At 50.1% G+C, this 24,847-nt stretch carries 18 protein-coding genes; 10 read left to right on the top strand and 8 right to left on the bottom strand.

What is annotated here, in order from left to right:
* The first annotated feature begins 15 nt into the window (after window positions 1–15).
* Window positions 16–798, top strand: a complete 783-nt coding sequence (locus tag BFW38_RS07730) for an AraC family transcriptional regulator (protein ID WP_068997871.1) — start codon at window positions 16–18, stop codon at window positions 796–798.
* Between the two features lie 108 nt (window positions 799–906).
* Here the strand turns inward: BFW38_RS07730 and BFW38_RS07725 are convergent, their stop codons facing one another.
* Both BFW38_RS07725 and BFW38_RS07720 read right to left on the bottom strand, forming a co-directional pair.
* Window positions 907–1,458, bottom strand: a complete 552-nt coding sequence (locus tag BFW38_RS07725) for a histidine phosphatase family protein (protein ID WP_068997870.1) — start codon at window positions 1,456–1,458, stop codon at window positions 907–909.
* Between the two features lie 195 nt (window positions 1,459–1,653).
* Window positions 1,654–2,226 (bottom strand): DJ-1/PfpI family protein, encoded by a 573-nt coding sequence (locus BFW38_RS07720; protein ID WP_068997869.1) that lies wholly within the window; start codon window positions 2,224–2,226, stop codon window positions 1,654–1,656.
* 331 nt (window positions 2,227–2,557) lie between these two features.
* On the opposite strand from BFW38_RS07720, the gene BFW38_RS07715 reads away from it, so the two are divergent.
* Complete coding sequence (locus tag BFW38_RS07715; RefSeq protein ID WP_068997868.1) at window positions 2,558–3,190, top strand: DUF7822 domain-containing protein; 633 nt, start codon at window positions 2,558–2,560, stop codon at window positions 3,188–3,190.
* A gap of 259 nt (window positions 3,191–3,449) precedes the next feature.
* On the opposite strand, the gene hmuQ is transcribed toward BFW38_RS07715, so the two are convergent.
* Window positions 3,450–3,752: a heme-degrading protein HmuQ gene (gene hmuQ, locus BFW38_RS07710; protein WP_068997867.1), complete on the bottom strand. Its 303-nt coding sequence runs from the start codon at window positions 3,750–3,752 to the stop codon at window positions 3,450–3,452.
* A 330-nt stretch (window positions 3,753–4,082) separates the two neighbouring features.
* On the opposite strand from hmuQ, the gene BFW38_RS07705 reads away from it, so the two are divergent.
* Window positions 4,083–4,868: an RNA methyltransferase gene (locus BFW38_RS07705; RefSeq protein WP_218186381.1), complete on the top strand. Its 786-nt coding sequence runs from the start codon at window positions 4,083–4,085 to the stop codon at window positions 4,866–4,868.
* 165 nt (window positions 4,869–5,033) lie between these two features.
* Here the strand turns inward: BFW38_RS07705 and BFW38_RS07700 are convergent, their stop codons facing one another.
* Together BFW38_RS07700 and BFW38_RS07695 are read right to left on the bottom strand one after the other, a co-directional pair.
* Complete coding sequence (locus BFW38_RS07700; RefSeq protein WP_068997866.1) at window positions 5,034–7,550, bottom strand: EAL domain-containing protein; 2,517 nt, start codon at window positions 7,548–7,550, stop codon at window positions 5,034–5,036.
* 143 nt (window positions 7,551–7,693) lie between these two features.
* The gene (locus tag BFW38_RS07695; RefSeq protein ID WP_068997865.1) at window positions 7,694–9,418 is read right to left on the bottom strand and encodes a proline--tRNA ligase; all 1,725 of its coding nucleotides are present in this window, start codon (window positions 9,416–9,418) and stop codon (window positions 7,694–7,696) included.
* A 280-nt stretch (window positions 9,419–9,698) separates the two neighbouring features.
* Between BFW38_RS07695 and BFW38_RS07690 the strand changes: the two genes are divergently transcribed.
* The 3 genes from BFW38_RS07690 (at window position 9,699) to BFW38_RS07680 (ending at window position 12,054) form a co-directional block, all read left to right on the top strand.
* Window positions 9,699–10,079 (top strand): CidA/LrgA family protein, encoded by a 381-nt coding sequence (locus BFW38_RS07690; RefSeq protein ID WP_068997864.1) that lies wholly within the window; start codon window positions 9,699–9,701, stop codon window positions 10,077–10,079.
* A 3-nt stretch (window positions 10,080–10,082) separates the two neighbouring features.
* A complete protein-coding gene (locus tag BFW38_RS07685) occupies window positions 10,083–10,826 on the top strand; it encodes an LrgB family protein (protein WP_068997863.1) in 744 nt (247 codons plus the stop codon).
* 268 nt (window positions 10,827–11,094) lie between these two features.
* Window positions 11,095–12,054, top strand: coding sequence for a LysR substrate-binding domain-containing protein (locus tag BFW38_RS07680; RefSeq protein WP_068997862.1), 960 nt, complete (start codon window positions 11,095–11,097; stop codon window positions 12,052–12,054).
* Between the two features lie 110 nt (window positions 12,055–12,164).
* Here the strand turns inward: BFW38_RS07680 and BFW38_RS07675 are convergent, their stop codons facing one another.
* Window positions 12,165–13,127, bottom strand: coding sequence for a LysR family transcriptional regulator (locus tag BFW38_RS07675; protein WP_068997861.1), 963 nt, complete (start codon window positions 13,125–13,127; stop codon window positions 12,165–12,167).
* Window positions 13,128–13,343: 216 nt separating this feature from the next.
* Between BFW38_RS07675 and BFW38_RS07670 the strand changes: the two genes are divergently transcribed.
* From BFW38_RS07670 to BFW38_RS07660, 3 genes are all read left to right on the top strand, one after another.
* On the top strand, window positions 13,344–14,759 hold the full coding sequence (locus tag BFW38_RS07670) for an acetyl-CoA carboxylase biotin carboxylase subunit (protein WP_069000297.1): 1,416 nt from the start codon (window positions 13,344–13,346) through the stop codon (window positions 14,757–14,759).
* A gap of 99 nt (window positions 14,760–14,858) precedes the next feature.
* Complete coding sequence (oadA, locus tag BFW38_RS07665; RefSeq protein ID WP_068997860.1) at window positions 14,859–16,652, top strand: sodium-extruding oxaloacetate decarboxylase subunit alpha; 1,794 nt, start codon at window positions 14,859–14,861, stop codon at window positions 16,650–16,652.
* A gap of 281 nt (window positions 16,653–16,933) precedes the next feature.
* Entirely contained in the window at window positions 16,934–19,174 is a 2,241-nt protein-coding gene (locus BFW38_RS07660; RefSeq protein ID WP_084004523.1) for a DUF3141 domain-containing protein, read from the top strand.
* 148 nt (window positions 19,175–19,322) lie between these two features.
* Here the strand turns inward: BFW38_RS07660 and BFW38_RS07655 are convergent, their stop codons facing one another.
* On the bottom strand, window positions 19,323–20,576 hold the full coding sequence (locus BFW38_RS07655; RefSeq protein WP_068997859.1) for a dicarboxylate/amino acid:cation symporter: 1,254 nt from the start codon (window positions 20,574–20,576) through the stop codon (window positions 19,323–19,325).
* Between the two features lie 322 nt (window positions 20,577–20,898).
* Window positions 20,899–22,428, bottom strand: coding sequence for a bifunctional GNAT family N-acetyltransferase/carbon-nitrogen hydrolase family protein (locus tag BFW38_RS07650; protein WP_068997858.1), 1,530 nt, complete (start codon window positions 22,426–22,428; stop codon window positions 20,899–20,901).
* 235 nt (window positions 22,429–22,663) lie between these two features.
* Between BFW38_RS07650 and BFW38_RS17945 the strand changes: the two genes are divergently transcribed.
* Window positions 22,664–24,577: a methyl-accepting chemotaxis protein gene (locus tag BFW38_RS17945; RefSeq protein WP_175400952.1), complete on the top strand. Its 1,914-nt coding sequence runs from the start codon at window positions 22,664–22,666 to the stop codon at window positions 24,575–24,577.
* Window positions 24,578–24,847 lie beyond the last annotated feature (270 nt).

The following is a 24,847-nucleotide window of genomic DNA, read 5'->3' as shown; positions in this document are numbered from 1 at the left end:
TTATCAGGACAAAATATGTCGCTTACCAGACAAGCAAGGGCGGTTCCGCCGTTAGAGACGTTACCGCGTCCCATTTGGGCGCGTCCTGAGAGTTGGGGCGACGAGGGCAGTATTACGGCTTGGCATCAACATGCCTGGGGGCAGTTTTCATACGCGGCTGAGGGCATTCTTAAGGTTAAAACGCCGGAGGTTGAGTTTGTGGCGCCTCCTCATTATGGCATCTGGATTCCTGTCGGGGTTCGGCATCAAGTAGTGTCAGATGGGGCGGCCAAAATGCGGGGCCTCTATGTTCAAGCGGCTTTGCTGGATCTCCCGAGTTGGCAGCGCCCTTTGGTGTGTGAGATTTCACCGCTTTGTCGTGAGCTGCTGATTCGGTTTTGTCAGCTGCCGTTGGATTATGATGAAGACTCCGCTCATGGCCGCTTGGCCCAAGTGCTTTTAGATGAACTGCAACAGCAGACGTTGGTGGAGCTAGAGTTGCCGATGCCTTCTGATAAGCGGTTATCAATGGTTTGCCAGCATTTACAGGATCAGCCGGGGTGTCGTTGGGGGATTGATCAGTTGGGCGCAGCGGTGGGGCTAAGTGGTCGTAGTGTCAGTCGCTTGTTTAGACTTCAAACTGGTATGACCTTTCAGCAATGGCGCCAACGTTTGAGAATTATTCATGCGCTGGCACTCTTGCAGCAGCACCACCCAGTGACGGATGTGGCTCTAGCCTGCGGCTATGATTCAATTTCTGCCTTTGGTGAGGCTTTTAAAGCCCAGTTGGGCCGCTCCCCCAGCCAGTTTTTTATCTAGCGTGTTTTCTCTCGTTTGTTTTGTCTAGGTTGTTTTTTAGCTTGCTTTGCTGGCTTATGAGGGCGTGAGAGGCGACCAGTGTGCGCTGATAAAGCCCTTCAAGTGCTTTTAGGTGTTGGGGTGCCAGAGGCTGATATCCCACTGATGCTGATTCACCGGTTGGATCAATAAGGGGCGCGCATTGGGCGTTCGGGGGCCAGAAGGTTCGCCATTTGAGAGATGACGGATGACGCGGATGAGCCCTGAGTGACCGACAATAAGTGGGATCTGATCATGGGTTAAGGCGTCATTCAAGCCAGCAATGGTGCGTGTGACAAAATCTTCCCAGGGTTCGCCCCCAGGGGGTGTCATTCTGTAATGCATGGCCCTAGGCACGGGGTTGTCTTCTAGCTCACCCCAGTGGCGTTCAGCCAGCCGTGCATCTTGGTGGTCGGGATCTCGCCCCGACGCAATTTGGGCGGTTTCTAGCGCGCGAATGAGCGGACTGCTGATCACGAGGGGCCACACCTTTTGATTGAGAAGCTGTGAGGCATGATAGGCTTCTTGCCGCCCCTGGTCGGTTAGCTGAACATCCAAATGGCCGGCTATCCGCTGTAACTGGTTGTGGGTGCTCTGGCCATGTCGTAGAAATACAAAGGGTTTCCGTGTAAGCGTGTCCATCGTCAATATCGCCTTGTTGTGAGAGCGCACGAATTGACTGTATCAGGATTTGTTTATGTGTAGTGATAAAAATAAGGATAAAAATGGGGATGAAAAGTGAAGGTGGGGTCTTCAATCAACAAGCGTCATGCAGGGGTGGGCTGCGAGCCATGTTCCACCCCTGGGTTGTTATGGATTGGTCATGAGGCCATACAATCAGCTCTCAAGGCTTGAAAGCAATGTCTGGAACTGTTTCAACCATTCGGGGTGAGCTGGCCAGGCAGGCGCGGTGACCAAGTGGCCGCAGGTAATGGCTTGCTCAACGGGAATATCGGCGTAATCACCCCCTGCAAGCCGGACTTCGGCGGCACAGGCTGGGTAAGCGGAGACCTGGCGGCCTGATAATGAGACTGCGGCGGCCAAGAGCTGCGCCCCATGACAGATGGCGGCTACGGGTTTGTCGCTTTCGATAAAGTGTCTCACTAGGGTTAACACGCTGTCATTCATTCTCAGGTATTCGGGTGCCCGCCCTCCGGGAATCACTAAGCCGTCGTAATCTTCAGGTTTGATGTCATTAAAACTGGCATTCAGTGTGAATAAGTGGCCCGGTTTTTCGCTATAGGTTTGATCACCTTCAAAATCATGGATTGCGGTCTTGATCGTTTCGCCTTTGGCTTTTTCTGGACAGATGGCATCAACCGTATGCCCCATGGCTTGAAGTGCCTGAAAGGGCACCATGATTTCATAATCTTCAACAAAATCGCCGGCCAACAATAATAGTTTCGCCATTTTGCGATCTCCTATGTTGATGGGCAAAAATACGCGAGTGTAAATAAAAAAACCGAGAGATGCTGCGATCAACACGCTATCACTTTATTGATTGATTTGACTAGCCGACGTTGGTGATAGCGGCTTTGTTGCTTGCCACTCGGGTTTTTCATTCAGAGCTTTTCATTCAGGGCTTTTCATTCAGGGCTTTCCACTGTTAATACTTTCCGCGTTGGTTAATTTTTCGGCGACAAATTGATGTTGTGATTTTTAGACGATTGTGAATCTTCAAAAGGTTTGTTGTGATAGCCCCATCACCGTATGACTTTATAAGTTAACGTAAGGATGTAATGTGGCTAATCGTAGTTATCTATATGCAGCTCACCGAATGCCCATGCCCAATGCAGAACGTTCATCAATGATTGGTTTGTGTGAGTGGCAAGAACAGGTGCCCTTTACTTTTAAACTCATGATGTCTGGCAATCCTGTCATCTGTACTTCTTCCATTTGGCCTGAGGCAGGCAAGGTTGCGATTGCTGCGGATGTGACACTGGGGATGCAGGCGCTTAAGTCTTTTTTAATGCAGTTAACCGGGCCTACAGCCCAGCCTCTTGTGAGAGAGGCGATCGATTTTCTAGGTATTTCGATCAAAAGTAAGCCGTATTTCATTCTTGAGGCGGCGGAGCTTTTTGACCGGGAAGGGGACTCATTGGACGTTCAAACTCAGTGTTTGCTTGAGTCTTTGCAAAAAGCACCGGATCAGGTACCTGAGGTGTTGGCCGCTGTTCATGCGGCATTGGGTCAAAGGCCGGGCTTTTGGGCGCGTTTATTCAAGAAAACACCGCCACCACCGCAGCAATCCCCGCTTGAGGTAATTCGAGGTTTAGGGTTGGGTCGATGGTCCAATATTTTGTCGCATGATTTACGCGGTGTGGTGTCGACCGTTGAGCCCCGACGCCCTTGGTATAATACTCATTTGGCTTAACGCTATGGATGATGAGCGCCACTCCGTAGCATGCTAAATGTGTTCAGGCGTTTATTACATTCAGCATCTCATCCGGGGGTTACTTGATGTCTGATGAGTTGCGGCGTCATGAGGGGGCGACTCTCGGCTGATGAGGCTGATGGTGAGAGGGGCCTCAGTGAAAGGCCCCTTGGGATTGTTCAGCATGTTTTGCAAGCGGGCTCTACCAGCACTGCTTTATAAAAGTTGCTTTATAAAAGGCCGCTTTACAAACACGGTTTTACAGTACAGCTTTGAATCCTTCGAATTGGGGCGGGCCTAGGTAAATCGTGCGATCAGGTGAGGCGCTGGCATGCGCTTTTCTAAAGGCTTCAGATTTCGTCCAGGCGATAAAGTCGGCTTCTGAGTCCCAGGTGCTGTGCGAAGTGAACAGGGTGTGATCTTCATGGGTGGCGCCTTGAAGCAGGTTAAAGCTCTTGAATCCCGGTACTTCGTGTAGGTGGCTGTCCCGCTCACGCCAAATCTGAATAAAATCCTCTTCACGACCCAGTGCGATTTTGAACCGATTCATCGCGATATACATATGCACTCCTTAGTTTGAGAATGATTCTTGATCATTGTGTTTTTATACACTGCCTGGTGGTGAGATACCAGATGCGTGTCATCATGATGATGTGAATTTAAGGGTTTAGACTATTGAAATAGGTTTTAGTTGGTGAACTAGATTCTAGTTGGCATCGTGTTGGGTTTAGACTGACTTCAGCTCAATGGCTTGGCGATTGGGCTTTGTGGCGAATGAGCGGGTATTTTATGGTCGAGCAATGCCAATCAAATCAGTATCATGGGCCGCTCAGTTGGGTATTGTTTAATTCAGCGAGTGTTGACTCGTGTAGCGTTTGTTCAGGATGTTGCCATGCCGCTTTCAGTGATCAGTAAGGCTCAAATTAAATCGATACGGGCTTTACAGCAAAAAAAGCACCGGTATGAACAGGGTTGCTTTGTGGTTGAGGGAGAAAAGCTTGTCCTGGAGCTTTTGTCATTACATGGTGGGCGGGGCGTCCAATGCCTTAAACTGGTCATGACTGAAGATTTTGCGCAAGCCCATGAAAACCTTTGGTCGCGTTGTGAATCGGTATGGCTGGCGACGGCAGAACAATTGGCTCAAATGGGGCAGTTGCAAAGTAATCGCGGTGCTTTGGCTGTTGTGGCTATGCCAAAGCCTGACCCTCTGATTTGTCAGCCGGATAATTGGACGCTGGTGCTTGATTGTATTAATGATCCCGGCAATCTGGGCACGATTTTACGAGTGGCGGACTGGTTTGGTATTGAACAAGTGGTGTGCTCGGCCAACACGGTTGATGTGTTTAACCCAAAAGTTGTCGCAGCGGCGAAAGGATCTCTGTTGCGCGTGATGCCCCATGTGCGGGATTTGCCCGAGCTATTGTCCCAGTGGCAAGGCCAGTTGCCGATTTTGGGGGCGGTGTTGGATGGTGAGTCGGTGCATGATTTACCTGTTTTGCAGGGCGGCGTGCTGGTGATGGGGAATGAATCTCATGGTATCAGCTCGGCTGTTGCCGCCTTGATTGATCGGCCTGTCACAATACCGAGTTATGGTGGTGGGGCTGAGTCTTTAAACGTGGCGATGGCCACGGGCATTCTGTGTGACAACTTGCGCCGTTTATCTTGTTCGGCGAAGTAATTGTTTTGGTGTCATTGTTGTGGTGTCATTGCTTCGGTGCAATGGATATCAGTGCAATTTATATCGGGGTATGAATAATCGAGGGTATGAGATGACGCCCCACAAGCGCGTCACGCGCTTGTATTCCGGGGGTTCATGCCTTTTGAAGCTCATGCCTTTTGAAACTTATGGCTTGATCGCGTGTGTCTTGAGCGGTAGCGGGGTATTTGCCATTTGCTTTAATTGCTGAATATCTCCCGGCTTGGCGAAGAAGAAGCCTTGAGCCATTTGGCAGCCCATCTTACGCAACCACTCTGCTTGCTCCAGCGTTTCGACGCCTTCTGCGACGACTTCGACGCCGACGCCTTCTGCCATGGCAATAATGGCTCGGACGATCGCTTGACTGCTGGCGCTGTCGCGCATTTCTCGAATGAAGCTTTGATCGATTTTCAGGCTGTCGACCGGTAATCGGTGGAGATAAGCCAAGGAAGAGTAGCCTGTGCCAAAATCATCCAGTGAAATGTGCATGCCTTGTCGGCGCAGTGTTTCAAGCTTTCTGAGTGTCTCTCGGTTCTGATCCAGTAAGACTGATTCGGTGACCTCAAGTGTGAGCTTGGTCGGTGATAGGCCTGTTCGGGCGATGGTGTCCTCAATCGTATCGACAAGGTCTGATTGGAGTACCTGACGTGCAGATAAATTGACGTGTAACCTGAAGTCCTGCTGATGGGTCAATGGTGTCTGTGTCAGCTTTTGGCAAGCATCGTTCAATATCCATTCACCCAGTGTCAGGATGAGGCTGCTTTGTTCTGCGACCGGGATGAACTGAGCGGGGGAGACCATGCCACGAACTTGACTATGCCAGCGCATCAGGGCCTCTGCGCCGACCATTTTAAATGTATGCAGATCGACAATGGGTTGATACCAGGTCAGTAGTTCGTCATCGGCCGCAGCACGGCTGAGCTCGGCAGCTAAACGGGTTTCTTCTACTAGGCTTTCGACCATTTCCGAGCGAAAACGCATGATATGTAAGTCGGGAATTGCCTTGGTACGATTGAGGGCGATACTGGCAAAGCGGAGTAAGTCATCGAGATTGCAGCGAGGGAGATCGCGTTGCGTCCAGCCCAGGTTGGCCTTGAGTATCACTTCTTCTTGCTGGATGTCGTAAGGTGTGCCCGCGACTAAATGCATCAATGTTTCGACATGTTCATCCATCTGGCCCGACAGTGAGGGTGGATACAGTATGGCAAAATCTGCGCCATCTAAGCGAGCGACCAGGCAGTCAATGCCCGCATGCTGTTGGAGCCGTTCGGCGACGGCGCAGAGCAGACGGTCGCCTATGCCACGCCCCATACTGTCATTAATAATGCGGAAATGCTCTAGGGAGAGTAAGGCAAGACTCCAAGTGCCGGGGTCATGCTCGGCATGTTCTAGCGCTTCTTCTTTCAACCCTTGCATACTCAACAGCCCTGTCAGTTGGTCATACTGCAAGGTGTAGCGCATGTCATCAAAAGCGGTACGCAACTGACCTGACATTTCGCTGAATGCTTCGACGAGCGTCGTGGTTTCTTGAGTGAGCCCTCGTGATGAGTGAACGTGGTGTTCCCAGTTGCGACTTGAGATCTGTCGTGCCGCGTTGGCTGTTTCCATAATCGGTTGAATCAGGCGACGGATAAAAAACAAACCGATCAGCAGTGTGGCAAGGCCGATGCCCACTAGGGCAATGAGTGATAAATTCTGATTGCGTCGTGAATCACCCCGCAATAGCTTTTCGGGTAATGCGGTGATTAAGGTCCAATCCAGGTTATAGGCGTGATGATAATGGGTGACGTGTCCTCGCCATTGGGCGGGGGTGGTCTCAATATTCTTTAGCTTGAAATTGGTCTTTTCTGTGTTGGCTTCAGCAGCCTTAATTATGCGTTCAATCGCGGGTGTGGAGAGTATGACATCCTCTGGGGATACCGACGCGATCAGCTGACCCATTGAGTCAAGAATAATGAAAATACCGCCCGTTTGAGCACTTTCTTGCTGTAAGAAGTCACTAATCCCTTTTAGACCGACATCAACAATGCTCGTGCCGATTAAACGGTCGTTGACGCTGATCGGATAGATGGCCGACACGGTGGCGGCGTGTTTTTCATCTTCATTGACATACAGCTGGGTCCACTGAGGGACTGGATTGTCTATAAGCGGCTTAAGAAAAGGGCGTTGGCGAACATCATAGTCTTTTGAGCGCTTGATAATGGGGTTCTGTTGCGTTGGGCCGGCATAGATCGTCAATTGATTATTCGTTCTTTGATCTTGGAGGATGAGGCTGGCGGCTTCATCTTGACCATTACGTCTTTGCCCGACGATTCGGCGCTCAAGGTCGGCATAAGCCAATGCTGAGACTTGAGGTATGCCGGGAGCTGTCGCTTGGTACAGCCGGCGGTTAAAAATCTCGAGTTGGCTGAGGGTGTCGAACTGGTAGAGTTTATTACTGATAATTTCCGAGGCTTGGAAGCGCGCAAGCTGCATCGGTGCATCTAAAACGTTATTAAGGCGTTCATGCAATGTGGCTTGCATTGCATTGAGCAATTTATTGCTCTGGCGTTCAATCATGTCATCTTGGTCGAGCCGCCACAGCAAGGCAAAAGACCCCAGAATAATGAGCAGGCTCAGCACATAGGGCAGGGTTATGGCGAGCTTTAAACTGGGTTTTTTCATTGCAACATCCATTACGGCTGAAATTCGGGCAGCGGACTGCCCGATTCAGGTGATATTTCTTTGGGCCAAACCGTGATCGTCTTGAAGACGATATGCTGGCCTATGAATGTATCCTGCCAATGATGCGTGAAAAAGGTTGCAGGTTAATGGTGCAAACGATCACAGATAAAGCTGACGATGTCTTGCTGAGGGATCATCTGAGCTTCGGTATCTTGTCGACCTTTATATTCAAGCTCCTGATTCTTCAGACCGCGATCCCCGACCACAATACGGTGCGGAATACCAATCAGTTCAAGATCAGCAAACTTCGAACCTGGACGCTCATCGCGGTCGTCGAACAGGACATCAATACCCGCCTGTTGGAGCGCCTGATACAGCTGTTCTGAGGCGTCCCTGACGGCTTCTGATTTATGCGCGTTCATGGGCACTATCGCGACTTGATAAGGGGCTAAATGTTGCGGCCAGGTAATTCCGTTCTCATCGTGGTTCTGCTCAATAGCGGCAGCGACAATGCGGCTGACGCCAATGCCGTAACAGCCCATGATCAGCGGGGTGGCTTTACCGTCTTCATCCAGTACCGTGGCATTCATGGCGTTGGAGTATTTGGTGCCCAGCTGGAAGATGTGGCCCACTTCAATCCCGCGCTTGATATGCAGCGTGCCCTGACCGTCCGGACTGGGATCGCCTTCAACGACATTGCGCAGATCGGCCACTTCTGGCATGGGTAGATCCCGCTCCCAGTTGATGCCGAAGTAATGCTGCCCCTCAATGTTGGCGCCTGCGGCAAAGTCGCTCATCATGGCGACGGAGCGGTCGGCAATGATTCTCAAGTTGAGGTTAACTGGGCCGAGGGAGCCCGGTCCAGCACCGATCGCGGCACGAATTTCTTCATCTTCGGCCATTTCCAGCGGATCAGCGATGCCCTCAATATGGGTGGCTTTAATTTCATTGAGTTCGTGATCGCCGCGCACCAACAGCGCAATCAAAGATTGTTGGCCTTGTTCGTTCGCTTCACCTTTGACAATCAGTGTCTTGATGGTTTTCTCAATGGGGAGATCGAACTGCTCAACCAGTGCTGCAATGGTTTTCGCATTGGGAGTGTCAACTTGGCGTAGTGCTTCTTGGGGGGCCGCATAATGGCCTTCAGGCGCCATTGCTTCGGCTTTTTCGATGTTGGCCGCATAGCTTGATTCATTGGAAAAGACAATATCATCTTCACCAGATTGCGCCAGGACATGAAATTCATGTGATCCAGTACCGCCGATGGAGCCGTTGTCGGCAACCACTGCTCGGAACTCCAGGCCTAGGCGAGTAAAGATATTGCTGTAGGCCTGATACATGATGTCATACGTGCTTTGTAATGAGGCCTGGTCCAAGTGGAAGGAGTAGGCATCTTTCATAATGAATTCGCGGGCTCGCATAATACCGAAGCGCGGACGGATTTCATCACGGAACTTGGTCTGAACTTGATAGAAATTCGCCGGGAGTTGCTTGTAGGATTTCAGCTCACGGCGAACCAGGTCTGTGATTACCTCTTCATGCGTGGGACCGAGGCAGAAATCACGATCATGGCGATCTTTAAGGCGTAGTAACTCCCGGCCGTATTGATCCCAGCGTCCAGATTCTTGCCACAGCTCACCCGGCTGAACACCCGGCATAAGCACTTCTTGCGCGCCCGCCTTATCCATTTCTTCACGAACAATTCGCTCGACCTTACGCAATACCTTAAGGCCCAAGGGGAGCCAGGTATAAAGCCCAGATCCTAAGCTGCGAATCAGCCCCGCTCGCAGCATCAATTGGTGGCTGACAACTTGGGCGTCGTTAGGGGTCTCTTTCAAGGTGGCGATCAGCAATTGTGTGGCACGCATGAATGCTCTCGTATCCGTATGAATGAATGTCTATAAAATCGTTATCGTCTTAAAGTCTTAGTCAGACTCTCTCAATGACTTGATATTCTATGGAGAGGTGAGGTTTGACGCTACACCTATTATGTCTTCGCGATTAATTTAAATGTCGTCAGCATGACACTAGCACCGATCATTGCAGTTGTTGAGAATGCCTCTTGTTTTTTGCCGCAGTTTACGGCGAAAAATTCTGTATGATCAGTGGGTTGAATATTTTTTCGGGCAAAGGAGTTCGATATTCATTATGTCTCTGATTAAAGGGTTTTTGCAGATTTTACTGTTTTTAATTTTAGGTGAAGGTATCAGTTTTGTGTTTGCTTTGCCTGTGACCGGTAATGTGATCGGTATGCTGCTGTTATGCCTTTTTCTGTTGTTGCGTCAGCAGGTGGGAGAAGGGCTGAGATTGGCCAGTGATAAGTTGATCAGTTTACTGTCCTTATTGTTATTGCCTGGCGGCGCAGGGCTCTTTTTTCTTGGCGATGTGATGGATGGGCAGTGGGTGGGCGTACTGGTGTCGGTGTTAGTCGGCACTCTGCTGAGTTTTATCAGCACTTTGTGGCTGATGCAACGGCTTGTGCGACGACCGTCTGAACCTCAACCCCCTGAATTGCAGCAGGAGTCCTGAGATATGTCCACCCCCTTGAGCCAAAGTACGCCAGTGGAGCGATTGCTGGCATTGCCTGAGCATTTGCTGGAGTCTCCGCTGCTGGCCATCGCCATGACGCTACTGGCGTTTGTGTTAGGCAATATGCTTCTGGAGCGCCTGAAACGCCCCACTTGGTGCCCGCCAATTATGGCAATGGTGATTTTTCTGGTGCCGATGATTGCCATCTTGCCGATCAGTTATGCCCAGTATGCCGATGGGGCTTTCTGGGTTTCGTTCTTGCTGGGACCGGCGACTGTCGCGCTGGGAGTGCCTCTTTATCAGCAGTTTCCTCATATTCGGGCTTTGCTGGTGCCGATTGTGACTACTTTGCTTGTCGGGGCTTCTTTAGCGGTGGTTTATACCGTCGGGATTGCCTACTTGCTGGGCGTGAAATGGCAAGTGTTGTTGTCTTTGGCGCCTAAATCAGTCACCGCGCCTATCGCGATGGGAATCACTGAAGGGCTGGGTGGGCTGGTATCCTTGACCGTTGGCGTCGTGATGATTACGGGGGTTTTTTCCAGTTTAATCGGCGCCGATGTGGCGCGTATGATGAGAATTCGAGACGATCGCGTGATCGGGTTTGCGATGGGGCTTAATGGCCATGGTATTGGAACGGCGAGAGCGTTCGAAATCAGCCCGGTGGCGGGCGCATTTTCATCATTAGCGATGGGGCTTACGGGGGGGGTGACGGCCATTTTATTACCGATTGTGGTCAGCCTCATTTAATTCAAATGGGTATTTGGGTTATACCGTTATCTTACGTGTTCGATGTTGGCGATATCGTTAAGGGCGCGCCACAAGAACGGTTGCTGAGAAAGTAATGTGATTTTCAGTACTTAGCGGGCTTGGGTGAGATGTTTTTGGGCATATTTTTGGCCTCTGGATGGATAGGCATAGCCCTAACCTTTCGGTAAACTGAACGACCAAGCTGGCGCAAGTTGATCACCTCAGGGAATGGCTGCGCCTACAGGATAAAAAATAACAGGACATTGGCGTGAACCTAGAAGTCAAATGGCTCGAAGATTTCGTCGCATTAGCAACCACTCAGAGTTTCTCTCAGGCCGCACAGCGCCGATTTGTCACTCAGCCTGCCTTTAGTCGGCGTATTCAAGCGTTAGAGCGCTCAGTAGGAGCCAAGTTGGTGGATCGAGGTAAAACACCTGTTGAGTTGACTGCGGATGGCCAGTTGTTTTTAGTGACGGCGCGGAATGTGGTTGAGCAGCTTTCTGAAGCCTTGAGACACTTAAGGGGGTTGGATCCTTCAGCCGGGCAGGTTCTGGAGTTTGCGGTTGCCCATTCGCTGGCGTTTACGTTCTTTCCGCAATGGTTGCATGCATTGGAGCCACTGATGGGTAAGCAGTCTTCCCGTTTAGTGGCGATGAATGTCGGTGAGGCCATGCACGCCTTGAGGGAAGGCAAGTGCGATTTGATGCTGTCTTATCACGATCCGTTGGGGACGCTGCAACTTGATGCCGATTTGTTTCCTTCTTTGCACTTAGAAAGTACGCGTATGGTGCCGGTTTGTGCGCCTAATGCAAAAGGGGCGCCCTTATATGATCTGGATGCTTCTGGAGAGACTGAGTTACCGTTATTGGCGTATACCTCGGGGGCGTATCTCGGACGTGCTTTGCGCTTATTGCTGCGGCAAAAGCCGCTAAGCTTACGTTTGAAAACGGTGTATGAAACGGCCATGGCTGAGGGGCTCAAAGGCATGGCGTTGCACGGTCAGGGGGTGGCCTGGATTCCTGAGTTGTGCATTGATCGCGAGTTGAGGGAGGGGACGCTGGTCCAGTGTGGTAGCGATCAATGGAGCATTCCGTTAGAAATTCGGTTGTATCGTTGCACGCTTGTGCATAAGCCGCCGGTCGAGCGCTTGTGGAAGCGCCTTGCACGGGATCTGGAACGTCAGCAGCGTATTAATCATCAGTTAGGTGTTGATGCAGTGCGGATATAAATCGATTGTTCAGGCAAGTCTGTTCAGCCAGGTCTGAACAGAAACAAAAGGGGGCCTCGGCCCCCTTTTGTTGTTTTAATGAGATTATTTTGTATGGCTCATACCCGTCATCAGACCAATCGATTATCTGGCCCTGGTGGCTGAAAGGCTTGCTCCATAGCGGCCAGTTGTGATGACACAAACTCATGAAATGCCTGGGCGGCCGGGCTGAGGGGGCGTTGCTGGCTGTGAACCAGTGACCATGAGCGTCTTAAAGGCAGCCCTCTGACGGACGGGCGGACTAAATCACCTTGTTTGAGTGCCCTGCGCACGGAGACCCAAGGCAAGATCGCAACCCCCATTTCTTGGGCTAGGCCTGCCTTGATCGCTTCAATGCTCCCTAGTTCTATTGTCTGCTCGGGTGTCACTCGGATGTGTGTGCAGTATTCGTCCACAATATCGCGTGTACCTGAGCCGCTTTCTCTCACCAGTAATGGATTGCTTAAAAACTCTTCGGGTGTCAGCCGCTTTCTGCTGGCCAGCGGGTGCGCGGATGGCAGTACGGGGATCAGGTGGTTTTCCAAAAAGGGGAGAAACTCCATGTGCTTATGCCGCGGTGCCATGCCTAAAATGGTTAAGTCATCACGCTGTTGTTCCAAACGCTGTAGGGCTTGTGCGCGGTTCGCGACACATAACTGAATATGGATCTCAGGGTGAAGGTCGCTGAATCGCCTGATTAGCCAGGGCATGATGTATTGGGCGCTGGTGACCGAGCTGAGTTTGAGTTCGCCTTTTAAGCTGCCACTCATTTCTGAAAGTGACATTTGGAGTCTATTGATTTCACCAAACACGGCTTTGACTGAGGCCGCCAAGCTTTGTCCGGCTTGGGTGATGTGTAGCGTCTTACCGGCATACTCAAAGAGGGGTTGGTCAAGGGCTTGTTCGAGCTGTCTGATCTGAGCGCTAACGGCGGGTTGGGTGAGACCTAGAAATTCGGCAGCCCGGCTGTAGCTGCGCATGCGGTGTACGGCTTCAAAAACCTGGAGCTGCCTAAAGGTGAGCCGGTTTAGAAGGTTGGTGGTTTTTTGTGCCATAAGGGATGTCCGGGCTGAGAAAATAAAATGCTGCTCTGCAGTATAAAATGAAGTTGTCTATTATTCTTTTGGCTTAATCATAAGCTATTGGTTATAGCTGATCAAAAAAATATTAGTTTTTATTGTCAGTGAAGTCGATATAGGCTGAGCAACGTCTTGGGATGCATTGATTGCGTGACCGAACTAACGGAGCCGAGTCTCATGTCCCACCAACCTTTGTTTAAGAAAATTCTGATCGCGAACCGCGGCGAAATTGCTGTGCGTATTGTAAGGGCTTGCGCCGAAATGGGCATCCGCTCTGTGGCGGTATTTACTGAAGCCGATCGTTTTGCGTTACATGTTAAACGGGCTGATGAGGCTCACTTTGTCGGTGATGACCCTCTGGCCGGATATCTAGATCCGCGGCGCCTGGTGAACCTGGCCGTTGAGAGCGGTTGCGATGCCATTCATCCCGGTTATGGCTTTTTGTCAGAAAATGCGGAGTTCGCACGCATCTGCGCTGAGCGTGGAGTCACTTTTATAGGCCCGGCTGCAGATGTCATTCATCGTATGGGAGATAAGACCCAGGCGCGGCAAAGCATGATTGCGGCGGGCGTACCGGTGACGCCAGGTTCTGAGGGTAATTTAACTAGCCTTGATGAAGGCTTGGCGTTGGCCGATGAGATTGGCTATCCCGTGATGCTCAAAGCGACATCGGGCGGCGGTGGGCGTGGCATTCGCCGATGTGATTCTGCTGATGAGTTACGTCAGCAATATCCCCGAGTTGTTTCTGAAGCGACTAAGGCCTTTGGCAGTGCCGAGGTGTTTCTTGAAAAGTGCATCATTGATCCGCGACATATTGAAGTTCAGGTGTTGGCGGATGCTCACGGCAATGTGGTGCACTTGTTTGAGCGTGACTGTTCTATTCAGCGTCGTAATCAGAAGTTGATTGAAATTGCGCCAAGCCCCCAGTTGACACCTGAGCAACGCGATTATGTCGGAGAGTTAGCGGTTCGTGCTGCGAAAGCCGTGGGCTATGAAAATGCAGGTACGGTTGAATTTCTCGTTGTGGGTCATGAAGTGTGGTTCATGGAAATGAATACGCGTGTGCAGGTCGAGCACACGATCACTGAGCAAATCACCGGGGTTGATATCGTTCGAGAACAGATTCGGATCGCTGCAGGTTTGAAGCTGGCTTACCGGCAAGAAGATATTCACTTTCGTGGTTATGCCATGCAGTTCCGGATTAATGCGGAAGACCCTAAGAATAACTTCTTGCCCAGTTTCGGACGCATCACGCGCTATTACGCACCGGGTGGGCCTGGTGTCAGAACAGATACCGCTATTTATACCGGTTATACCATCCCGCCTTATTATGATTCGATGTGTCTGAAGCTGATTGTGTGGGCGCTAACTTGGGAAGAAGTTTTAGATCGAGGCACTCGGGCATTGAATGATATGCGCTTACAAGGTGTGACGACGACGTCGCCTTATTATCTAGAAATCTTAAATTGCCCTGAGTTTCGTTCGGGTCGTTTTGATACCAGTTTTGTACCTAACCATCCAGAGTTACTGCATTATTCCGTGAAACGCCATCCCAGTGAGGTGGCCCTGGCGGTATCGGCTGCATTGGCCGCCCACGCAGGTTATTAAGTCCGGCTCAGCAGTATGGCTGAGCAGTACGGCTGATTGACCTGTGTTGTGATGCCGACACGCCAATGCACTGATGACCGAATAACAGGAGAAAAGCTCATGAGTCAGGTTCATGTCACTGATGTCATCTTGCGTGATGCCCATCAGTCGTTGATTGCCACGCGTATGCGCACTGAGGATATGCTGCCGATTTGTGCTGAGTTGGATCAAATTGGCTACTGGTCATTGGAGGTCTGGGGTGGCGCGACCTTTGATGCGTGTGTCCGATTCTTGAAAGAAGACCCCTGGGCGCGCTTACGACAACTGCGAGAGGCGTTGCCGAATACGCCGCTACAAATGTTGCTGAGGGGGCAAAACCTCTTAGGTTACCGGCATTATGCCGATGATGTCGTGGAAGCGTTTGTCGCGAAAGCAGCGGAGAATGGTATTGATGTTTTCCGTGTTTTTGATGCATTGAATGATCTGAGAAACCTTGAAACAGCCATTCGGGCCGTCAAGAAAGTCGGACGTCACGCTCAAGGGACGATTTGCTATACCACCAGCCCTGTTCATACGCCGGATCTTTATGTGCAGCAGGCGAAAGACTTAGTGGCGATGGGGTGCGACTCCATTGCGATTAAAGACATGGCGGGCCTGTTGACGCCATCGGCCACGCATGAGCTGGTGACCGCGCTTAAGGCTGCGGTAGATTTACCTCTGTTTTTACACTCTCATGCGACGTCTGGGTTGGCGCCACTGTGTCAATTGAAGGCCATTGAAGCGGGTTGTGATCACATTGATACCGCCATCTCCAGTTTTGCTAGTGGGACCAGCCATCCTGCGACAGAGACGCTGGTTGCGGCTTTAAAAGACACGCCTTACGACACGGGGTTAGATCTTGAAAAGCTGCAACATGTGGCTGATTACTTCCGTGAAGTCCGTAAAAAGTATCATCAATTCGAAAGTGAATTTACCCGTGAGGATGTTTCTGTTCAGATCAACCAAGTGCCCGGCGGCATGATGTCGAATTTGGCGAATCAGCTGAAAGAGCAAAATGCCCTCGACCGGATTCGTGAAGTGTTTGATGAGATTCCTCGCGTTAGGCGTGATCTTGGTTACCCCCCGTTGGTGACGCCGACCTCTCAGATCGTCGGGACTCAAGCAGTACTGAATATTCTGACCGGTGAGCGCTATAAAACCATTACCAATGAAGTGAAGCGCTATCTCCAAGGGGGCTATGGTCAGCCACCGGCTGATGTCGATGAAGTGCTTCGACGCCAAGCGATAGGCAATGAGCCGGTATTGGAAGGGCGTCCGGCCGATCAGCTTGGTGCTGAAATGTCACGCTTGACCGCTGAGATCGGCGATTTAGCCGAATCGCCTGAAGATGTGCTGACTTTTGCGATGTTCCCCGATATTGGTCGAGATTTCTTGCAGGGGTGTCGAGACAATACCCTTGAGCCAGAGCCGCTGCTGCCCCCACAAGATGCCGGTAAACCGGTGATGGAAGGCGCGCCAACCGAGTTTACGATTGATGTGCATGGCGAGTCTTATCAGGTCGCGATTACCGGTGTGGGCGGTAAATCAGATGGTCGCCGCCAGATTTATCTGACTTTGGATGGTATGCCCGAAGAGGTGGTTTTACAGTCGCAAAATAGTTTTGTTGGGGGCCCGAGTGGTCGTCCTCAGGCTTCTGAACCGGGTCATGTCACCACCAGCATGCCAGGCAATATTGTGGACGTTTTGGTGGCCGAAGGGGATGAAATCCAGGCGGGGCAAGCGGTTTTGATCACTGAAGCCATGAAAATGGAGACTGAAGTCCAGGCCTCTGTGGGCGGACGGGTGACCGCTGTTTATGTCCAGAAGGGCGATCGCGTGACCCCAGGAGAAGTTCTACTCGAAATTACGGCTTAAGCTAGCTTATCAACATTCTTCTTCAGCAAGTTGCTGATTGAATAAGACAAACCGTGTCGATGACTGCGGCACTCTCCAGTCGCTGTTCCGTGTGAGTGCATTGAATCATGCGGACTTGCCGGCCCTGAAAAGGGCCGGCTTTTTTATCTTTGTGAGCTGCTGAGGGCGTCATAAGATCAGTTTTATGTTTTGATGCGCTGCAAAATTATACCTGACAAGCTAGGCTGCAAAGGGATAAGGTGGCCTTGAGAGCACAATGATGAGTAGGCAGGAGGTGAGGCATGACTGCAGCATGGCGTAATCCCTTGGCATTTATGACGCCAAGCGCACCCTGGTGGCCCTTGGTCGATCCGACCGGGCTTGGCCGAGAGTGGTGCGACTATTGGCGTGATACTGCTGAGCGGCAGTGGCTGTATTTAGATGTCATGCGCCGTCGAGGGAATCAGTATTTAGAGCATATTGCTAAAACAAGGCCTCATGTATTGGGCTTTGAAACTGAATTGATCATGGATGGACGCGATCTCCCTCATCCAGTGAATTACGAGTTGATGCGTGTGATTCCGCCTGATGGCGTTGATGTTCAACCGGGTAAGCGACCCTTTGTCGTGGTCGATCCCCGGGCCGGGCATGGGCCGGGGATTGGCGGTTTTAAACCCGACAGTGAAATTGGTGTCGCGCTCAAAGCGGGACATCCTTGCTACTTTGTGGGTTTTTTACCTCACCCCGTGCGTGGTCAGCAGGTTGAAGATGTTGTTGAAGCTGAAATTGAATTTCTGAAGGCGGTGATTGAGCGTCATCCAGACATCAGTGAAAAACCCATGGTGGTGGGGAATTGTCAGGCGGGTTGGCAAATCATGATGGCAGCGGCTTTAGAGCCTGATTGTTTTGGTCCCATTCTGATTGCTGGAGCGCCGCTGTCTTATTGGGCCGGTGAGCGTGGTAAAGCCCCTATGCGTTATACCGGTGGCATGGTCGGGGGGAGCTGGTCCACGGCTTTTGCGAGTGATCTTGGGGATGGGTTGTTTGATGGTGCTTGGTTGGTTCAAAACTTTGAGAATATGAACCCGGCCAATACGCTCTGGAGCAAGCAATACCGGTTATTCAGCCAAATCGATACTGAAGCCAAACGCTATCTTGATTTTGAACGCTGGTGGGGTGGGCATGTTGTCCTGGCGGCCGATGAAATTCAATATATCGTTGATCAGTTATTTATCGGAAATCGGCTCAGTTCGGCTCAGTTGATTACTCGCGATGGGCGCCGTATTGACTTGCGCAATGTACGTTCGCCCATTGTGGTCTTTTGCTCAAAAGGGGATGACATCACGCCGCCGCCTCAAGCACTTGGCTGGGTGCGAGACTTATATGCTAATGAAGACGACTTGGTCGCGAACGATCAGACGATTGTCTATTGCATTCATGATACGACCGGCCACCTCGGCATCTTTGTGTCCAGCAGTGTTTCTCGCAAAGAGCATACCGAGTTTACCGATAATATGGATTATATCGATGTCCTTCCGCCGGGCTTATATCGCACCGATGTGAATGATATTGAATCTTTAGATCAGGCCGGTCCGTCGGATGATAACTATCTGCTCACATTCACACGGCAGGATATCGAATCGTTGGATGAGGTGGTGAACCCGATTGAAGCCGATGACCGCCGGTTTGCTGCTGTTGAGCATTTATCACGAGTAAACTTAGGGATTTACCGCACTTGGCTGCAACCATTGATTAGAGCAGTTGTGACTCCCGAAACGGCTCGTCTGAGTCGCCGATTTCACCCTTTACGGTTGCGCTATCGGCTGTTTTCTGACGATAACCCCGTAATGTCGGGTGTGGCTGAAATGGCTGCTGCGGTGACGGCTGAACGTCACCCAGTGAATGATCATAATCGATGGCGCCAGCTGGAAAAGATGGGCTCCGAGATGATTGAAAACACCTTGGATAAGGTGCGTGATCTCCGGGATGAGTGGGTTGAGCAAACCTTTATGACCGTTTATGGGCGAGAAGGTCTGCAGCTTTTGGCCGGTCTCGGTGCTCAGGATCGTCAGGTACGTTTTCGTCCAGGTGTTGAGCCGGAGCATCGTCGGTTTGTCGCACAGCGTCAAAAGCAGTTACGTGAGCGAGTGGATCAAGGCGGCGTCAAAGCCGCGGTCATGCGGGCGATTATTCATATTTTGGGTGGTGGCACTTCAACTGATGAACGTAATTTTGAACGTTTGGAAATGGTGCATACCGAGTTGGAGCCGGGGTTATCTTTAAGTGAATACAAAGCGCATGTCCGAGAACAGTTTTTGATTTTAAGAACGGATCACGAAAGTGCCATGGCGGCGCTTCCTCAATTGCTGAAGGGGGCGAACACTAAAAGTCGTCAGCAATGGTTGGCGCGTATTGAACATGTGGTGGAGGCTAGCTCGACACTAGATTCGGCACGAGAAGAGCGCTTAATTGAAGTTCGTCAGGCTTTTTTGCCCAAAGGTCAGCAGACACGAGAAACGCCGAGCGGCGATCAACAAGCTTAATGGTTCAAGTCGTCTAATCACTCAAGAAATTTAGCCCTTGTTAATGCTGAGTGTTAGGACTGACTGAGACAAGGGCGCCCATGAGGTTATCGTGGGCGCCTGTCTATTGAGCAAATGGTCTCAAGTGGCTTAGCGAAGCGCGTGAAGTTTAAGCACGGGTCTGTTTTTCGTCGTAGACCGCTTGGTCTAGCTCACCTTCTGAGCGTCCGACCAGCACTGTCACCATCAGGTCACCTGCCACGTTGACACTGGTTCGGGCCATATCCAGGATACGGTCAATCCCTCCGATAACTGCGACGGCTTCCAGCGGTAGGCCCACTTGACTCAACACAATTGACAGCATAATTAAGCCCGCTCCAGGGACCCCTGCTGTGCCTATTGAGGCCAAGGTGCCGGTGACAATGATCATGCCATAATCCATCAGGCTCAAATCGACGCCGACCATTTGTGCAATAAAGAGTGCGACAACCCCTTGATAAATTGCGGTGCCATCCATATTGATCGTCGCCCCTACGGGGAGTACAAAGCCTGATACGGCTGGGGAGACGCCAAGGTTACGTTGGGCGCAACGCATAGATACCGGTAATGTGCCTGAGCTTGAAGCGGAAGAGAATGCGACCACCAAGGCGTCGACAATCCCAGTGAGATAGCGTATCGGGTTCAGGCGTGCGAGTAGCGTTAAGAGTCCGGAATAAATAATCAGTACATGGGCAATACTGGCGATATAGGCGACCAGAATCACTTTGGCGAGGGGAATAAGCACATCCAGCCCATAGTGACCTGCGACATGAGCCATAAGCCCAAAGACACCAAATGGCGCAAAAGCCATGACAAACTCAGTCAGTTTGTACATGACCTCAGCAAAACTATCGAACAAGGCCATGACAGGCTTGCCTTTTTCGCCAATCATGATCAGTGCGATACCAATCCCGACGGCAAATACAATAATTTGCATGATATTCCCATTGGCGAGTGCATCAATGGGATTGCGTGGTACAAGGTTCACCAAGATTTGCACCAATGAGGGCGCATCTTGGCTGACCATATCGCCTTCCAAGTCGACGTGAACACCGGCACCAGGCTGAAAAATCGTTGAAGCTAATAGCCCAATGGCAATCGCAAAAGCCGTCGTCAATAAATAGAGCAAAATGGTTTTACCTCCGATACGGCCCATTTTTTGTGGGTCTCGCATCGCGGTAATCCCCACAATGAGGGTGGTGAATACCAGAGGTACAATCAGCATGCGAATGGCATTAATGAAAATGTCGCCTAATGGTTTGAAGATGCTTGCGTCTTCTCCAAATAAAGCGCCAGTGAGGACGCCGAGGGTTAAGCCTAAGATAATTCTTTGCCACAAAGGTAGGCGGCGCCATAAACCAAGAGGTGTTTTAGTCGATGTCATTGCGTGTGTTCTCTTGAGTTGTTGTGATCTTACGAATTGTTCTGATTATGTTGTTTGATATTTTTATAGTTAATGCTGGCGTTTTAAATCGCCTTGCTCTCAATCACTTTCTTGTCGCCTAGACAAGCCGTTGAGTCGAGAGCATGCCCGATAATGATTGCTGATGCACTTTTTTAGCGCTTTTGACGGATGCGCTCTTAACAACTCGAATGCCTGTCAGGTATGGGGGAGGTCCTGAGCCACGGCCGTGGCTCAGGGATTATTGAATAACCCGTCAGGTGTTGCTGAGCATAAAAAGCCACTTAGCTGACTGGCTAGATGTTTAGCGTTTATGCCACTTCAGGTTGAAAAGGTCAGTTCTTCGATCTTTCAAGTTGGTGACTGAACCTTCATTACGGACGATCTTCAAACGATTCAAGTCTAGATCGGAGAAGAAGATCATTTCGGTGTTAGGTGTGGTTTCGTTGAGTACTGCATCATGAGGAAATGCGAAATCAGAAGGGGAAAAGACAGCAGATTGGGCATATTGAATGTCCAGATTCTCAATGGAGGGTAAGTTCCCCACGCTGCCACAGATCACAACATAACATTCATTTTCGATTGCTCTTGCTTGGGCACAATGACGTACTCTCAAATAACCATTTTTGGTATCCGTCCAAAAAGGTACAAATAAAATATCCACCTCTTCGTCAGAAAGGAGTCGGGCCAATTCTGGAAATTCAACATCATAACAAATCAGCATTCCCACGCGACCGGCATCAGTTTCAAACACGGCGAGTTCATCACCGCCTTCAATGACCCAGTCGCGTTTTTCCTGAGGTGTAATATGCAATTTGGGTTGGCGTTCCAAGGTGCCATCTCGTCGGCAGAGATAAGCCACATTGTAAAGACGGCCATCCTCGCCTTCTTCGATGAGTGAGCCTGCAATAATATTAATGTTGTAATTGACTGCCATTCTAGTCAATTCCGAGATGAAGCGTTCAGTGAAGGTGCCGAGGAATTTAATCGCCTCAACTTGATCCGATTGGTCTGTAAGCCCCATTAAAGGAGCATTGAATAGTTCTGGAAAGACAGCAAAATCACTTTGATAGTCGGATAATGCGTCAACAAAATATTCGACTTGTTGAAGCACTGACTCAACAGAGTCAAATTCACGCATTTGCCATTGTACTGCGCCTACCCGAGCTTGAGTTTTCGCCGTTTCTAGAATGCACTCAGCGGGTTCATAAAGGATATTATTCCATTCTAATAATGTGGCGTAGCCTTGGGATTTTTCATCTTCAGGCAAATATTTGCTCATTAAGCGTTTGACCTGAAAGTCATTCGCGAGCTGAAAAGATAAAATGGGATCGTAAAGCTCTTTTCTTGACACTAGATCAATATATTCTGCCGGTTTGAGCACATCGGCATGTTGGTGATAATACGGAATTCGACCCCCTGCAAGGATGGCGCGCAGATTCAGCGAACGACAGAGTTCTTTGCGTGCTTCGTAAAGGCGGCGTCCTAGTCGGTGGCCTCGATATTCCGGGTCAATTAAAACATCCAGTCCATAGATGGCATCCCCTTGGTCATCGTTGAGGATGACTTCACGTGCGCCAATCAAGTCATCATATTGATGTGGGTTGGAAAAGGTGTCGTAATCAACTTGTACACTTAAGGCGACACCGATGATCGTTTGGTCATCTTCGATCACAATCTGACCTTCAGGGAATTCTTGCACGAGTTTTTGAATCGTGTGCTCGGGCCATGCCCCCCCGATATCGTTATAAACGCGGTCCATTAGCGTCTTGAGCTGAGGATAATCCTCTATTTGCAGGTTGCGTAAATTCAGATGTAAATCTGCAGTTGACATATTGGCTCCGAAATCAATGGGGTTTTGAATCGTCAGGGAGATCGGTTATTGAAAGTCTAATAATTAGTAAATTCTAATTTTTTTGTTCGAGTAGTCGGCCACTCTTTCTCACGATATGATGCTTTTATACCTGAGTTTTTATTGCTCATTTGGGATGGTGAAGGTCCAGGCGACGAAAGGGAGATAACACATGGTGCATTGGTACCGAATTTCACTTCGATCACGATTTTTTATCGTGGCAGCACTAATTCTAGCGGTTTTAATTGTGGCAGTGGTGACGGTACAGTCAGTGCTTTCGAGTCGTGATCGTCTGGATCGTCTTGAATCAGAAGAACTTCCTTTATTAATTGAGGGCGTTGGTCACGGAATTCAAGCACATTTGAATACTGTCATCGCGGGATCTCAGGCCTTGGCTAATAATCCAATGATCATTCATTGGGTACGTTCAGGAATGTCCAATGATGACTTTCCTCTAGTCAAGCAAACCATTTTGCAGACTCAAGATGCGATGGGTGCCGTGGGCGTCTTTCTGGCAGGGAATAATGGCCAGCAGAAATTTTACTTCCATTATCAGGATGGCGAGTTGCATCGGCGTCCTATTATTGAAAATGGTCAGGATGATCGATGGTATTTTGAATACCTGTCGCGCCGCCCTCAATATGAATTGAATCTCGATAGTAATTCTTTTAGCGGTGATGAGCCGCGCATGTTTATTAACTATAGCAGTCAAGCAGAGAATCGTTCTGGTGTCCCGTTTGTTGTCGCAGGCGGTGTGTTGAGCATTCAGAGTATTGTTGATTTGGTGCAATCTTACCGCATCGGGGCTAATGGGGTGGTCATGTTGGTGCAAGCCGATGGTCGCGTCGATATTGCGCCTAAGCATCTCTCTGAGGGTATTCCTGATTTCTCCACTGACCCTGACATGGCCAGATTATTCGAAAAGCGTGAGCAGACTCCACATATTTTGAAAACGTCTTGGAAAAATGAAGATGCCTTTATTGCAACCATGTGGATGCCTGGTCTAAAGCGCTTTTTGGTCGCCGTTGTCCCCACTAAAGCGATTGATGCTCAGATTCAAAACAATCAGTGGGTGACATTGGGCGTTGCCAGTGTGGTATTAGTGATTGGTGTGGTTGTGCTATTTCCCGTCACAGGGGCCCTAATCAAGCCTGTTGTCGGTCTGCGCCAACAAGTCAGACATGTCGCTGAAACACTCAATCTAACGTTAGCTTTTGAAACCCATGATCAGGCTGAGATTGGCGATCTATGTGCGCAGATGAACAGCCTCATGCAGCGTCTTCGGCAAACGCTCATTGAGGTTCATCAAGTGACTGATGAGACTGAAACCCTTTCTGCGCAGGTCGAGTCTAGCTCTCAGCATGCCACTGCTTCTTTCCATCAACAGCAACTGGCTTTGGAAAATATCACACAGACCATGAATGGGATTACTGAACAAGTCTCCACTATTGCGCAATCGGCACAAAGTGTGGGCGATCAGTCTGATCAGGGGCGCCAGACTTTAGCCGACTCTATTGAACGCTTGGATCAGAGTTTCGATACGATTTCTCAACTTCAGGATGAAATGAATGAAAACTGCAATGAAATGAATCTATTACAGAAGCATAGTGATGACATTATGCATGTGCTGGATGTGATTCGAGGGGTTTCTGATCAAACGAACTTGTTGGCTCTAAATGCCGCAATAGAAGCGGCTAGGGCAGGTGACCATGGACGCGGGTTTGCTGTTGTTGCCGATGAAGTACGTCAGTTGGCTCAGCGTACTTCGGATTCAACGTCTGAGATCCGGACTATGATCGATAGCCTACGCAATTCGAGTCAGCGTGTTGCCGCCCAGATGCAGTCCAGTACTGAAAGTACCCATCAAGGGCTTTTGAGTTTAAAAATGACGCGGGATCAGCTCCATGAAATGAGTCAGTCCCTGAGCAATATGTTTGATATGAATGCCCTGATCGCAGAAAGTACTCACGAGCAGCAAGCGTCTATCAGCGATGTGCATCAAGGCCTTCAGCATTTATCGGACCAAGGCGGTAATGCTGCCGCGATGGTGGATCAGGCCAGTTCGGGAACGCGTCACCTCGGCCAGCAAGTGAGGCAGTTGCGTCAGCATGTTAATGAATTTACCTGTTAAAACCTGACGTATTTTGTTGACATGTTTTATCGGCATTAGTCTGGCTGTTCATAAAGGGGGCGTTATAATAGCGCCCCTTTTTTCTGGCTCTATTTCTCTTAGCTCTATAACTTGTGGCTATATTTCTTGTGGCTCTACTTTTCGTGACTCTCTCAGGCAGATCCAAACGTTATGTCTTTGTTGTTAAAGAAACCGCGTAAGACCCCGCGCCGCCGCTCCAGTGATACTCCTGACAATGGTGCTCTATCAGAGGGTACTTCTTCGGAGAGC

It is taken from the genome of Terasakiispira papahanaumokuakeensis (assembly GCF_001709345.1).
GTDB classification, from domain to species: domain Bacteria; phylum Pseudomonadota; class Gammaproteobacteria; order Pseudomonadales; family Halomonadaceae; genus Terasakiispira; species Terasakiispira papahanaumokuakeensis.
Note: the sequence above shows the minus strand (reverse complement) of the source record. Positions and strands in the feature narration are given on the sequence as shown.